General features: G+C 68.7%; 13 protein-coding genes. 7 read left to right on the forward strand and 6 right to left on the reverse strand.

The genetic code is table 11. The features are described from left to right. On the forward strand, window positions 1-1493 hold a 1493-nt coding region (locus CFP71_RS19155; RefSeq protein WP_244199737.1), incomplete at its 5' end, for a helix-turn-helix transcriptional regulator. Here the strand turns inward: CFP71_RS19155 and CFP71_RS19160 are convergent. Beyond that, a complete protein-coding gene (locus CFP71_RS19160; RefSeq protein WP_143267119.1) occupies window positions 1490-1837 on the reverse strand; it encodes a hypothetical protein in 348 nt (115 codons plus the stop codon). The two genes, CFP71_RS19155 and CFP71_RS19160, sit on opposite strands and share 4 nt — an antisense overlap. 511 nt (window positions 1838-2348) lie before the next feature. Between CFP71_RS19160 and CFP71_RS19165 the strand changes: the two genes are divergently transcribed. Next, window positions 2349-3431 carry a sugar ABC transporter substrate-binding protein gene (locus CFP71_RS19165; RefSeq protein WP_244199738.1) on the forward strand — a complete coding sequence of 361 codons (1083 nt, stop codon included), beginning with the start codon at window positions 2349-2351 and terminating at the stop codon, window positions 3429-3431. Between the two features lie 76 nt (window positions 3432-3507). Then, entirely contained in the window at window positions 3508-4020 is a 513-nt protein-coding gene (locus CFP71_RS19170) for a tetratricopeptide repeat protein (RefSeq protein ID WP_093935240.1), read from the forward strand. Window positions 4021-4030: 10 nt separating this feature from the next. On the opposite strand, the gene CFP71_RS19175 is transcribed toward CFP71_RS19170, so the two are convergent. Continuing rightward, on the reverse strand, window positions 4031-4498 hold the full coding sequence (locus CFP71_RS19175; protein ID WP_093935241.1) for a cupin domain-containing protein: 468 nt from the start codon (window positions 4496-4498) through the stop codon (window positions 4031-4033). 79 nt (window positions 4499-4577) lie between these two features. On the opposite strand from CFP71_RS19175, the gene CFP71_RS19180 reads away from it, so the two are divergent. Then, window positions 4578-5027, forward strand: a complete 450-nt coding sequence (locus CFP71_RS19180; RefSeq protein WP_244199739.1) for a MarR family winged helix-turn-helix transcriptional regulator — start codon at window positions 4578-4580, stop codon at window positions 5025-5027. Between the two features lie 661 nt (window positions 5028-5688). Here CFP71_RS19180 and CFP71_RS19185 read toward each other — a convergent pair. Further along, window positions 5689-6903, reverse strand: coding sequence for a cytochrome P450 (locus tag CFP71_RS19185; RefSeq protein ID WP_093935243.1), 1215 nt, complete (start codon window positions 6901-6903; stop codon window positions 5689-5691). Window positions 6904-6985: 82 nt separating this feature from the next. Between CFP71_RS19185 and CFP71_RS19190 the strand changes: the two genes are divergently transcribed. The 3 genes from CFP71_RS19190 to CFP71_RS19200 all read left to right on the forward strand — a co-directional run bounded on the left by CFP71_RS19190 (window position 6986) and on the right by CFP71_RS19200 (window position 9360). Beyond that, on the forward strand, window positions 6986-7378 hold the full coding sequence (locus CFP71_RS19190) for a VOC family protein (protein ID WP_244199740.1): 393 nt from the start codon (window positions 6986-6988) through the stop codon (window positions 7376-7378). A 69-nt stretch (window positions 7379-7447) separates the two neighbouring features. Continuing rightward, a complete protein-coding gene (locus CFP71_RS19195; RefSeq protein ID WP_093935244.1) occupies window positions 7448-8140 on the forward strand; it encodes a FadR/GntR family transcriptional regulator in 693 nt (230 codons plus the stop codon). Further along, entirely contained in the window at window positions 8137-9360 is a 1224-nt protein-coding gene (locus CFP71_RS19200) for a CynX/NimT family MFS transporter (protein WP_093935245.1), read from the forward strand. The genes CFP71_RS19195 and CFP71_RS19200 overlap by 4 nt, the downstream gene beginning before the upstream one ends. Here the strand turns inward: CFP71_RS19200 and CFP71_RS19205 are convergent. From CFP71_RS19205 to CFP71_RS19215, 3 genes are all read right to left on the reverse strand, one after another. Further along, on the reverse strand, window positions 9338-11353 hold the full coding sequence (locus CFP71_RS19205; RefSeq protein ID WP_093935246.1) for an FGLLP motif-containing membrane protein: 2016 nt from the start codon (window positions 11351-11353) through the stop codon (window positions 9338-9340). The two genes, CFP71_RS19200 and CFP71_RS19205, sit on opposite strands and share 23 nt — an antisense overlap. Before the next feature lie 6 nt (window positions 11354-11359). After that, window positions 11360-11890 carry a hypothetical protein gene (locus CFP71_RS19210; RefSeq protein WP_093935247.1) on the reverse strand — a complete coding sequence of 177 codons (531 nt, stop codon included), beginning with the start codon at window positions 11888-11890 and terminating at the stop codon, window positions 11360-11362. 104 nt (window positions 11891-11994) lie between these two features. Next, window positions 11995-12888 carry a LysR family transcriptional regulator gene (locus tag CFP71_RS19215; RefSeq protein WP_143267120.1) on the reverse strand — a complete coding sequence of 298 codons (894 nt, stop codon included), beginning with the start codon at window positions 12886-12888 and terminating at the stop codon, window positions 11995-11997. Window positions 12889-12935 lie beyond the last annotated feature (47 nt).

A 12935-nucleotide genomic window follows, 5' to 3' on the forward strand; every position in this document is an offset into this window, starting at 1 on the left:
TCGAACGCACGCTCGCGGCCGCGCGGACGACGCTCGAAGCGGGCGGGACGGAAGCGGCGGCGGATCTGCTGGCCAGCATCGACACCGACAAACTGGAAGTCCCCCAGCACGCTTCCGTCGACCTGCTGCGCGGGCGGATCGCCTTCGTCCAGGGCGCGGACGGGGCCGTCCGGGGGCCGGAACTCATCCTGGGGGCCGCGCGACGGCTCGCCACCGTCGACCCGGAACGGTCACGCGAGTGCTTCATCGCGGCGCTGGAGATGGGGCTCGTCGTCGGCAGGGCCGCGGGCGTGCTGGACCGGGTACTCGACGCGGCCCGCTCGGCACCGGCGGCGTCGCGGACGCCGGATCTCCTCGACGCGCTCGTGCGGTTGGACACCGAGGGGCATCACACCGGCTTACCGGCGCTTCGCCAGGCCCTCACCGGCGACGACGCCGGCTGGACGCGGACACCGGCCTTGGCCACCGTGCTCGCGGGCGAACTGTGGGACATCGGCCTGCACGCGACGATCGTCGACTGGCTGGTGCGGACCGGACGGGACACGGGCGCGCCGATGACCATCCGGCTCGGCCTGTCCCAGGTGGCGCTGCACGCGGTGCTCACCGGGGATTTCGGGCGGGCGATGGCCGCGATCGCCGAGGAGGAGGCGATCGCCGACGCCGTCGGCGATCCGCCGCAGCTCTACCCGAGGGTGCATCTCGCGGCGCTGCGCGGCCGCCGTCAAGAAGTGCTCCACCTGTCCGTCGAGGCGACGAAGCGGGGCAACGGCCAGCTGACCGCGAACGCCCACTGGGCGACGGCCGTGCTGTACAACGGCCTCGCCGAATACCCGGCCGCGTTGGAGGCGGCGAAACGGGCCGTGGCGAGCGGCGATCTGTTCCTCACCGGCATCGCGCTGCCCGAACTGGTGGAAGCCGCGGTCCGATGCGGTGAGGAGGCCGTCGCGCGATCGGCGCTGGAATCCTTGACACAGCGCACAGAACCCGCGGGAACCGCGTTCGCCCTCGGGGTGGAGGCGGGCGCGCGGGCGCTGCTCAGCGACGCGGAAGACGACTACCTGGAGTCTCTCGAGCAGCTGACGAACAGTCCGCTCCCGGCGCACCTCGCGCGGGCGCACCTGCGGTACGGGGAATGGCTGCGCCGCGCGGGCCGCCGTCGTGACGCACGCGAACACCTGCGCACCGCGCACGAACAGCTGTCGAAGATCGGGCTGGAGGCGTTCACCCGGCGGGCCGCCGACGAGCTGCGCGCGACCGGGGAAGTGGCGCGCGGCCGCTCCGAACGCTCCTACGACCACCTGACCATGCAGGAGATGCACATCGCGCGCCAGGTCGCGGCGGGCGCGACGTCGAAAGAGGTGGCGACGCGCCTGTTCGTCAGTCCTCGGACGGTGGACGCCCACCTCCGCAACATCTTCCGCAAACTCGGCATCACCTCGCGCAGGCAGCTCAGGGACATGCCTGATCTCGGTGAGTCCCCGGCCCAGGTCTAGAGCCTGCCGCCGAGGAGCTTCGCCAGCTCGCCGTAGCCGGGGATGTTGGCGCTCAGCGGACTGCCCGCGAGCGTCAAGTACGCGATCCGGGCCTCGCCCCGGCTCCGTTTCACGGTGGCCACCAGCGTGTCGAGGTCCTCACTCATGCACCAAAACGCCCCGTCCCCGGCGTCCGGCAAGGGCTTCGCCTGCCCCTCGCCAAGGCATTGGTCCTCGGCGACGCCGAGCAAGGCCTCCGGCGCCGTGTTCCCGGGCGCGGCGGTCACCATGAGGCTGCCGACATCGGAACCGTCGTCGACACGGCTGAAGTCACAGGCGTAGTTGACGCTCTTCTGCCCTCGCATGACTTCCTGTTCCGCCGACCGATAGACGGCCTTCGAGCGCAACGCCCCTTGAAGTTCTTCGACGCCGAGGAACACGCATGCCGCCGAAACGACCTCAGGCGAGGTCGCCGGAGCCCAAGTCGAAGAAGGGGCCGCCGCCGGACTCGGGGAAGACGCGGAAACCACATTCCCTTCGCCTGCCGCACAAGAGCAACAGAAGGCCATCACCGACAACGAAAGCGCGGCGAAGAGCCGCGAGTTCTTTTTCATGCCGAACATCCCCCACCCAAAACCGAATCCTCCGAGTGGAGGTTACCCGGCCGATTCCTAATCGCGGATTCACCCCGGGAAGGATCCGATCACCCATTGTCGGAACTTTTCCGACTTTTCACTTATCCGGTTTCCGCGTTCTCCGGCACCTCCGCCCGGTTCAAGCGGCGGTAGTGCGAGCGGGCTATGGCATCCGGCTGCCGACCGGCCCCATAATCGCTGCCCGTGGTCCTTGTGTCCGTCCACCCGGGAGGCCGTCACCGTGAAAACACTGGACCGCGATCGCACTCCGGTACGGTTCACCGTCCTGACCTCGGTGACCGGTGGACTGGTGCTCGCCGGGATCCTCGCGTTGCTCCGCGGCGACGCGCTGATCGCGAAAGTGCCCGCCTGGACCGTTCTGGCCGCGGGCTCGCTGGCCGCGATCCCCCTGATGCTGCGCCGAGCGCCGTGGACCAGGCGGCCGCGCCAGGCGTTCCTGGTAACCTCGGCCTTCAGCCAGAAGTACTGGGTCGCCGGTTTCGTGCAACGCGTGCACGTCGCGCTGGACCGCAGCGGTATCGACCTGGTGCTGAAGGTGCCCGACCGGGATTACGACGCCGCCGCGCAGGCACACCACCTGCGCAGGATCCTGGCCGCGCGCCGCGGTTATCTCGGCGGGATCATCGTCGCGACCGAAGTGCACCGGCTACGTCCGGATCTGGTCGAATTCTGCTCCGAATTGGCCCTGCCGGTGGTTTTCACCGACATCGAACCTTTCGACGACGAAACCGACTACCCCGCCAACACCACCTTCGTCGGCTATCTCAGTCGCGATCTCGGAAACCTCGCTGGTCGGTGGCTGGTCACGCATTTCCGGCAACGGAACACGCGACGGCCACACGTGCTGATCGTGGCCAGCCAACAGCATCCAGCGCGGCAAGACCATTGCGCGAGCGTTCTCCGGACGGAGTTGACCGACGTTTCGATCACCATCGACGACAGCTGCGCCTTTCAGCGGCCCCGCGCCTACGACGCCGTGCAGTCCCACATTCGCCTGCTGGCCGCGAAGCAAGGACACCTGGACGCCGTTTTCTGCACCAACGACGAGATGGCGCTGGGGGCCGTCGACGCGCTTCGGGCGACGACCTCCCCGGTCACGGCGGACACCGTGGTCATCGGTGTGGACGGAACCACCGAGGCACGCACCCTGATCGACACCGGAACGAGCCCCTTGCGGGCCACCGTCGTCCAGGATTCCCACAGCCTGGCCGAAAGTGTGGTCCACGCGCTGGAATCCATGCACGAACGACGCAAGGCGACCAAACGCACCGTGCTCACTCCGGAGATCTACGAAATCAAGTGAGGGACACGACGAAATCATAGAGTCGACGATGTGGGTACTCTCGAATCGAGCGGAATTTCGACCAAGGGGAGGAAACATGTCGGAAAACGATTCGATCCCGGCCCGTCAGGCCGCCGTCGCACTCGCCACGGACCGGTTCGGCGCCGACCACCGGGAGACCTTGAAAACCCGGAACCTGCTCGGCTTCGCCCTGCACCGCGCTGGCAGAGTGGAAGAAGCCGAACGTGAGCTACGTGCCGCGAAGGACGACTGTTCCCGCGTTCTCGGTGCGACCGATTCGGAAACCCTGTTCGGCCACAGTCTCCTGGCGTATCTCCTGCTCGACTCCGGCAACGTGTCCGAAGCGGCTCAGCAGCAACGCGCGCTGATCGAGGCGTCGGAAACCGCTCTCGGCGAGCGCGACCCCATCACTCTCGGCCGACGCGTGAACCACGGGGTAATGCTCTACCACCTCGGCCGGCTGGAAGCCGCCGAACGAGAACAACGCTCCACCCTGGAACTGTGCGAACAAGTCCTCGGCGCCCAGCACCCCGCCACCTCCGCCTGCCGGCTCAGCCTGCGAACGATTCGGGACGCTCCCCCCGAATAGCCGGGTTCGGTCATCCCCGCTCGTCCCATTCCGGCGCGTCGACGAAGTGGACGTCGTACCGTTCGTGGATTCGCTCGATCTCCGCCGGCTCGACGTCTCCGCGAAGAATGCCGGGCAGCGCGCGGAAATATTCGAACCGTTCGACGCCGGGCGCCAACGTGATGAGGACGTCCGCGGCCAGCTCCGGCGGCGCCGCGAAAGCGTGCCGGACACCCGGTGGGATCACGACGTAGCCGCCTCGCTCGACAGTGACCATTTCGCTGCCCACCAGCATCCGCAGCGCCCCGCCGAGGACGTAAAAGGCCTCCGCGGATTTCTTGTGGTAGTGCGGTTTCGTACCGGCTTCCCCAGCCCGCAAGGAAAGCCGGTTCGCGCCGAGGAGCCCGCCTGTGTGCTCGCCATCGGCAAGCAACCACAGCGCGGGCTTCTCGATGACCTCCGCGTCCTTCTCCTGCAACACCCAAGCTTCGCGTGCCATCGCAACCCCCATCTAGTTGAAGTCTTCAACCAAAGCTAGACCGAAGTGATTGAAGGCGTCAACTGTTACCGTGGACACCGTGACCAACTGGCTCGACACCGACCAGCAGCGTGACTGGCGTGCGTTCATCGAAGGATCCGTCCGGTTCGTCGACCTGCTCGACCGTCGGCTACGCGAGCAGCACGGGCTTTCCTTGGCGGAGTACGAACTCCTGGTGCGACTGTCCGAAGCCGACGACGGCTCGATGCGCATGGCGGACCTCGCGAAGTCGGCGTACTACTCGCGCAGCCGGCTCTCGCACCGCGTCAACGGCCTGGAGGTCCGCGGCCTGGTCCGACGGGAGACGACCGCCGACGACGGCCGCGGCGTGCGCGCGCGGCTCACCGACGAAGGGCGCGAAACCCTGCTTCGCGCGGCTCCGGACAACCTCCGCACCGTCCGCGCGCACTTCGTCGACGTGATCGAACCCGAAGACCTGCGGGCGATCGGGCGCGCCATGCGCGCCGTCTCCGAACAACTCGACTCGTGAGCGAATGTGGCGTACTCGGCCGCCGTGCCTCCCCGCGTCGGGCGTCCTGCCCTGACCGCCGAGCAGGCCTTCTTTGCCGCCTTGAGGGCAGGGTTCCGAACCGGCCAGCGGGCCGTTCGCGGCCCGAGTGTCCACATGGGACACTTGAGGGCGATTGAGCGTCCGGTTTATGCCTGTATGGCCCGTTCTACAGGGGGTCGTGAGTGGTAAGGAGGGTTAGAACCCTCCTTACCACTCACGACCCCTTCGTAAAGTGCCCAAAACGGGCGTGCCGACCGGAAAGAGTGTCTCTTGTGGACGGTCGAGGTCGCGATCGGCTCCCCCCAGACCAGTTCAGGCCGTGCCGCACACTCACGACCACCCTGACCCGACACGCCCAGCAGGACCCAACATCGCGAACCCACCAGATACACGAGCGGCCGAGCACGGCACCGCTGCTCGGTGGACATCGTCGCCTTGCGGATGATCGAAGGTTCATGCACGACTCTGCTGCAGGGGAAGCCCGATCGAATCCGGCTTCGCGGCTTCAAAGCCGGAGACCAAGGTCGTCTTCACCGGCAGCCAGAACTTCAACAATCCGTCCCTGCACGACAACGACGAGAACGTCGGCGAGGGCAGCAGAGGAGGGCGGCACGCGACGGCGTGCCGCCCCCCTTCGGCATCACCAGGTGACGGGCAGCTCCCGCACCGTGTAAAAGATCGCGTTCTCGTCGAATTCCAGTTCGCGCAAGGGTTTCGCCAGGGTCAGGGTCGGCACGCGCCGGAAGAGCGTGCCGAAGACGACCTGAAGCTCCACTCGCGCCAGCGGAGCGCCCAGGCACAGATGCCTGCCGTAACCGAACGCGAGATGGTGCCGGGGTTTGCGGCGGACGTCGAGCAGGCCGGGGTCCGGGAAGACGGAGTGATCCCAGTTGGCGGTGCTTTTCACCGCGATGATGCCTTCGCCGGCGCGGATGAGCCGGCCGCCGATCTTCAGGTCTTCTCGCGCGACACGGCGGGCTTCGGTGTGGGTGACGGACAGATGGCGCAAGAGTTCTTCCACGGCATCGGCCACCACCGCGGGATCTTCGCTGTCCCGGACGGCGCGCAGCTGATCCGGATGGGTCAGCAGCGCGACTGTGCCCAAAGTGATCATGCTCGCGGTCGTGTCGTGCCCTGCCACCAGAAGCAGCTGGCCCAGTGTCGCGATCTCGTGTGGCGTCATCGCGCCGGTCCGGAATTGCCCCACGGTCAAGGCACTGAGCAGGTCTTCGCCCGGCTCGGCGTCCCGTTCCAGCACCAGGTTCTCCAGGTAGGTGTTCAGCTGTTCGCTGGCGGCCAGCGCTTTCCCGGGATCGCCTTCGTCCATGACGAGTGTCCGGGCGACTCCTTGGAAGTAGTCGCGGTCGGCGTAGGGCACGCCCAGCAGTTCGCAGATCACCTGTGACGGGGCCGGTAACGCGAAAGCCTCGACCAGATCCACCAGCCGCGGACCGGCGAGCATTTCGTCGACGAGGTCGTCGACGATCCGCTGGATCGCGGGCCGCAGAGCCTCCATCTTCTTGATCGTGAACTCCGGCGTCAGCAGCCGCCGCTGCACGGTGTGTTCCGGCGCGTCCATCTGCATCAACGTTTTCATCCTGGTGTCGCGGGCCTTGCTCACCGGATTGGTGTGCGGGAAGGCGGGTCGCGTGGCGTCGACACTGACGCGCGGGTCGGCCAGCACCGCACGCACATCCTCGTGCCGAGTGACCAGCCACGGCGTGCTGCCGTCCCACAACCGCACCCGGGACACCGGATCGAACTCGGCCAGCCGGGTCAGTTCCGGCGGCGGCGCGAGCGGGCAACCGGCCGCGCGAGCCATCGGGAACTGGGGCACCGTTTTGTCGTCTGTCATGGAATCCTCCCGGTGTCGGCATTCGTGCCTTCGCAGCATGGCGGCGCGGGAGACCCCGGCAATCGGACAAAAAGGATGTGATATGCGTCATATGCAAAGCCGTCGGCCGCGAATCGCCGTCGTGGTGGTGGACTGCCCCGACCCGCAAGCCCTCGCACCCTTCTACGAAGCGCTTCTAGGCGTGAGCCGCGCAAGGGACGGCGCGGACCATGTGCGGCTGGCACTGGGCGACGGCCAGCCGGATCTCGCCCTCCATCGCACCGATCATCACGTCCGCCCGGACTGGAAGCGGGGCGAGCCCGCGCAGCAGCTGCACCTCGATCTCCTCGTGGCCGACCTGGACGAAGCCGAGCAGGAGGTGCTCACCCTCGGCGGGCGCCTGCTCGACGGTTCCGACAAGCCCATCGGATACCGCGTCTACGCCGATCCGGTCGGGCATCCGTTCTGCCTGGTCACCCCGGAGGGGCTTGGCTGACTCGCCGAAGCCGTCGCCCAGTCGTCGGCGTCACATTAAATGTCAGACATTCGGTGTTAGGGTCCCCTTATGAACGAACTGCGTGCGCCGCGCCGGGTCGCGAGCTTGTCGGCGCAATTGGTGGACACCCTCCGCGAGAAGATCGCCTCCGGCGCCTGGCCCGTGGGGACGCGGATCCCGCCCGAACACGATCTGGTCGAGCAGCTCGGCGTCGGGCGCACGACGGTGCGCGAGGCGCTCGGCGCGCTGGCGCATCTGGGTTTGCTGGAAGCCCGGCGGGGCGACGGAACCTACGTCCGGGCGTCGAGCGAAATGCACTCGGTCCTGTTGAGGCGCGCCGACGCTTCCCGGCAAAGCGACGTGCTGGAACTTCGCGCGGTGCTGGAGGAGTACGCCTCGGGCCTGGCCGCGGCGCGGCGCACCGAGGAAGACCTGGTCCGTCTCCGGCGGCTCCTCGACGAGGCCGAGACGATCGCGGGCTCCCAGGAGGTGACCCTCGCCGCGGAGGCCGACGTGCGCTTCCATCAGGCCGTGGTGAAGGCCGGCGGGAACCCTTTGCTCACCGAGGTTTACGACGTCCTCAGCACGGCGGTCGCCGAGCAGATCGGCGACACGCTGTGGCCCGCCGCGACCGCCGCCGAGCATGCCGATCTGCACCGGAGTCTCGTCGAGGCGATCGCCGCCCGCGACGAGGTCGGCGCCCGCTACCGCGCCGCCGAGATCGTGAAGCTCACCGAGACCGGAACGGACCGCCGGAAATGACCTCTCCCACGACGACCAGAAACGATCCGGCCCGCACCACACCCGCCCTCTCGGCCGGTCTCGTGATCGCGATTCTCCTGGTGGCGGCCAATCTGCGCGCGACCTTGACCGGCGTGGGCACGCTGCTGCCGTCCATCCAGCAGGCCACCGGGCTGACGGCGTCGGCGAGTGGCGTCCTGAACACGGTGCCACTGCTCATGTTCGCGGTGACTTCGCCCTTCGTCGGACGTCTGTCGCACCGGTTCGGCACCACCCGTCTGCTCGTGGCCGCCCTCGCGGTGCTGACGGCGGCCACCGTGCTCCGGTCCCTGCCGTCGCTGGTGTGCCTGTTCGCCGGGACCGTGATCCTCTCGGCGGCGATCGCGATCGGCAATGTCCTGCTGCCGACGATGATCCGCACCCACGTCCCCGGTCCGAAGGCACACACCGTCAACGCCCTCTACGTCACCGCCATGGGCCTGGTCGCCGCCGTGTCTTCCGGGATTTCCGTTCCGCTCGCCAAGGCACTCCCCGGCGGCTGGCGTTCCGCGCTCGCCTGGGCAGTGGTGATCGCCCTCGCCGCTCTCGTCGCGTGGCTTCCCCGGCTGCGCGAGCCACGGCCGGACGCCGGCGTCCGGACACGCGGAAAGCACGCTCGGACTCCCTGGGGATCCTGGCAGGCGTGGCAGGTTTCCTTCTTCATGGGCCTGCAATCCCTCGTCTTCTACACCGCCATCGCCTGGCTGCCCAGCATCCTCGCCGACCAGGGCATGAGCACCGCGGCGGGCGGCTGGACGCTGTTCTACTACCAGGTGATCGGACTGGTCACCGGGATGGCGCTGCCGTTGCTCACCCGAGGCCGTCACGACCAGCGCTTCACCGCCGCTTCGGCCTCGGTGATCGTCGCCGCCGGTTTCGCGATCCTGCTTCTCGTCCCCGCGCTGGCGCTCGTGGCGTGCACTCTTCTCGGTTTGGGGACCGGCGCTTGTCTCGTGCTCGCCCTGAGTTTCCAGAGTCAGCGCGCCAGTGGGCCGGGCGAGACCACGGCCCTGGCCGGGATGGCCCAGTCCATCGGCTATCTCGTCGCGGCGATCGGGCCGTTGCTGCTGGGTGTCCTCCACGACACCACCGGCAGCTGGAGCGGCGCCCTCCTGCTCCTGATCGCGTTGAGCCTGCTCATGGCCGGTACGGGATACGGCGCCGGGCGCGACCGTCTCGTCAGTGCCCGGACACCTTCTTGAGCCGTCGCAGGAGGAAGCTCGCCACACTGGCCAGCACGAACAGAGAGGACGCCACGAAGATCTTTTCCCCGGCGGAGGTGTCGTCGAGGGCGGGATGCACGCTGGTGAGCACCACGTGGACGTAGAAGAAGACCGCGGGCAGGTAGAGCGCCCACCACGCGGCTTTGCTCCAGTCCTTCAGCGCGTGACCGTCCAGCGGCTTGATCGGGAGCAGTCCGAAGACGACGACCTGGATCCCCGCGGCCAGGACGACACAGATCGCGAAGGCGAGCGCGTAGGCAGGCGATTTCGGAGAGGCTTCCCGGCCGGCGACGATCAGCGGGCCGAGCGCCGCCCAGAGCCCGACGCAGGTCACGAGGACGGCGATCCCACCGCCCAAGGTCGCCCGTCCTTGGGCCCGCTTCGACGCCTCGCCGATGGCGATGAAGGTGACGACCAGTCCGTAGACGTAGGGCACGGGCGAGTCGAGCAACCGGGACAGCGTCGCCATCGCCGCGGCCACGAGGAAACCCAGCCAGACGGCCCGGAGTTCGCCACGGCCGCGGCTCGCGGTGAGCAGCGAGTCCTTGGGTTTCTCGTAGGCGGCGACGACCAGTGACAAGGCGACCGCGCCCGCCGCCGTTTTCAGCGCGACGATGCCCCAGTCGAACGTTTCGGCGTTGATCTCGGCGTCGGCCCAGACCAGCAGTCCCCCGCCGAGCAGCGCGTAGCCGAGCGTCCGCGGCCAGGCGTGACCACGAGGATTCGCCGGGTCCATCCGCTCCCGGATGGCCGGGGTCCGCAGCACTTCGAGGATCTTGTTGACCAGGTCCGCCGGGAAGGCCGTCTCCAGCAGCAGCACGACCGCGATGATCGCCGCCGCCGTCGCCGCGCTCACCGCCAGGGACCGGAGATCGGTCAGGACCTCGCTCAAGACGGGGATGTCGGTGATCCCGGGCGGTTTCGCGCGAGGTGGTTCCGGCGGGGCCGGCGGCGGACTCGGTGGCTCCGTCGGCTGCGGGATCGAGGTGGTGGAGCCCGGGTTCGGTTTCCAGGTCAGCTCGAAGGTCGTCAGGACCGGACCGGTCGGCAGCTTCATCGTGCCCGCGGTGTGGACGGCCCCGGCGCACCGGAACTCCACGGTACGGACGCCCGCCGTCAGGCCGTCCGGGATGAACGCGTGCAGGTCGATGAACTCCCAGTTGTCCCCCTGCCCGTGCCGCGCCTCGTCGAGCCAGGTGTCCAGCCTCCGGCCGCCGAGGACGATGGGGCTCGCCCGGCAGTCCGCCGGGTAACCGTGCAGGTGGACGGTGACCTCGGCCCTGCCCGACGACTGGTCGCCGGACGGCGGAGGCGTGGTCGTGGACGTGGACGGCCTCGGCTGGACCGCGATGGTGACTGTCGCGTCCGCCGCGTCGTTCTGCGGGTCCACCGCTCGATAGCCGAAGGAGTCCGTTCCGGTGAAGCCGAGTGGCGGCGCGTAGTCGAACGAGCCGTCCGGCCGCAGCACCACCCGCCCACCTCGCGCGGTGAAACCGTTGCGTGCCTTGCTTTCCGCCGTCAGCCGCTCCCCATCGGGGTGACTGTCTCCCGCCAGCACGCCGGGCGCGGGGACCTTCAGCAGCACGCCCGACGTCGCCTGGTAGTCGTCGTCACGCGGAAGTGGGCCGACCCGGACCCCCACGGACACCGCCGCCGTGTTGCTCCGGGCCCCCGCCGTGTCGACGATCCGGTAGCTCCACCGCGCGGTCAGCGAAGATCCTCTGCGCCAACGGAATCCGACCGGGCTGGTGGTCGGCTCCACCACGCCGTCCGTCGGGCCGGACACCAGCTCGACGGCGCGGACCTGAGCGCCTCGCGGGGTGTCGTTGGCCAGGACGTCGACCGTGAACCAGCCGCTGGCCGCCTGGTTGCCGGAATAGACGAAGCGGTCGTCCACCGCCGTCGGCGGCGCCGCGGCCAGGCCCAGCAACAGGCCCGGTCCGGCGATCAACAACGCCAGGATGCGGTTCACGGTGCGCTAGAAAGTCCAGATCCGCACGGTGAGATCCCACCGCCCGCTGTTGTCGACGGTCCTGTCGTCGTTCTGCGCCAGCCACAGCCAGGTCCGCGGTCCGCGGTAGACCACGCATCCGCTGTCGGCCCCGACCGCGAACGCGCTTCCCGTCGAGTTGAAGAATCCGTAGAGGCCGTACGACGGCGCCGAAATCCCGCCCCAGACCGTTCTCGTCCGCTCGGTCGGATGGCCCGCCGGCGAGTACGACGGCCCCCACGGCCACGAGTCGATCTTGATCGAACCGGTCGCCCGGACGCGTACGACGTCCCCGTCCTGGAGCGGGATGCCGGGGCCGGTGAAGGTCCGGTCCTGGTAGCCGAAACTCACCGGCTGGCCGTTCACGATGGCCAAGGGCGTATCCCGGATCACGCCGATCTGGTCGCCCCGGCACAGTCTCTGCGACAGCTCCGTTCCCGCCTGGGCGGGAGCCGGCTGGAGCAGGGCGAGCGCGGCCACCGTCGCCGCGATCAGCGTCGTGTACCGGATTCCGGTCATGGTCGGCGAACTCCCGTCGTGAAGCCTTCCCCGCTGCACTCGAGGATCGGCCAGCACCCCGGTCCGGGTCGAAGTCGTTGTGCCTATCCGGCGATCGGCCGGGGCTATGGCTGCAGCTCGGCCGTGACCCGGGTCGCCAGCTCGCAGAACAGACGCGGCAGCGCGCGCCGATCGTCCCGGCGGCGGGCGACACCGGTGGACGAGCACGGACCTTCACGCAACTCCAGTGCGCGGAACCCGTGCACGGCGGCGGTTTTGACGTACAGGTACGGGGCAGGGCAGACCACGCCGTTCAAGACGACCGACAGCGCCAGCTCCGTCACGGTGCTGACCGGCTCGCCCACCGCCTTCGGATACTCGCCGTTGCGCGAATCCGGCAGCAGCCACCACCGCTTCATGGCCTCGGGCACGGCGTCCCCGACGTTCGGCATCGGCTCGTCGAGGATGTCGGGGACACCGACGGAATCGAGCTCCGCCAAGGGATGCCCGATCGGCACCGCCAGACCGCAGGGCTCGTCGGCGATCGGCTCCCACAGCACCCGCTCGACGTCCACCGGGAGCCGCAGCAGTGAGACATCGACGTCGCCGTCGAGCAGCGGCCCTTCCGGGTCGGGCAACGTGGTCTCCTGCCACGCCAACCGCACGTGCGGGTACGCCGTCGAAAAAGCGCTCGCGATCGGTACGTGCAGAGCGCGCGGAATCGGCGGAGCCCAGCCGATCCGCAGCGTGTCCGGCTCCGACCCGGCGCGCCGGGTCGCGCGGGTGGCCTCGTCCACCATCCGCAGCACGGCTTCGGCGTGCCCGTGGAACACCTCACCGGCGGCGGTCAGCCGGACCCCGTCCGGCGCGCGCAGGAACAGGGGGACGCCGAGTTCCCGCTCCAGCGCACGGATCTGCTGGCTCAACGTCGGCTGCGAGACGAACAGCATGTTCGCCGCCTTGGTGAACCCACCCTGCTCGGCGACGGCCGTGAAATACCTGAAATGACGTAGTTCCATGCTCCCCGCCTCCCCTTCGAACGCGTTCACGATTCCGCAGATCCGTC

Origin of the sequence: Amycolatopsis thailandensis, assembly GCF_002234405.1 — a bacterium.
In the GTDB taxonomy this organism is placed as follows: domain Bacteria; phylum Actinomycetota; class Actinomycetes; order Mycobacteriales; family Pseudonocardiaceae; genus Amycolatopsis; species Amycolatopsis thailandensis.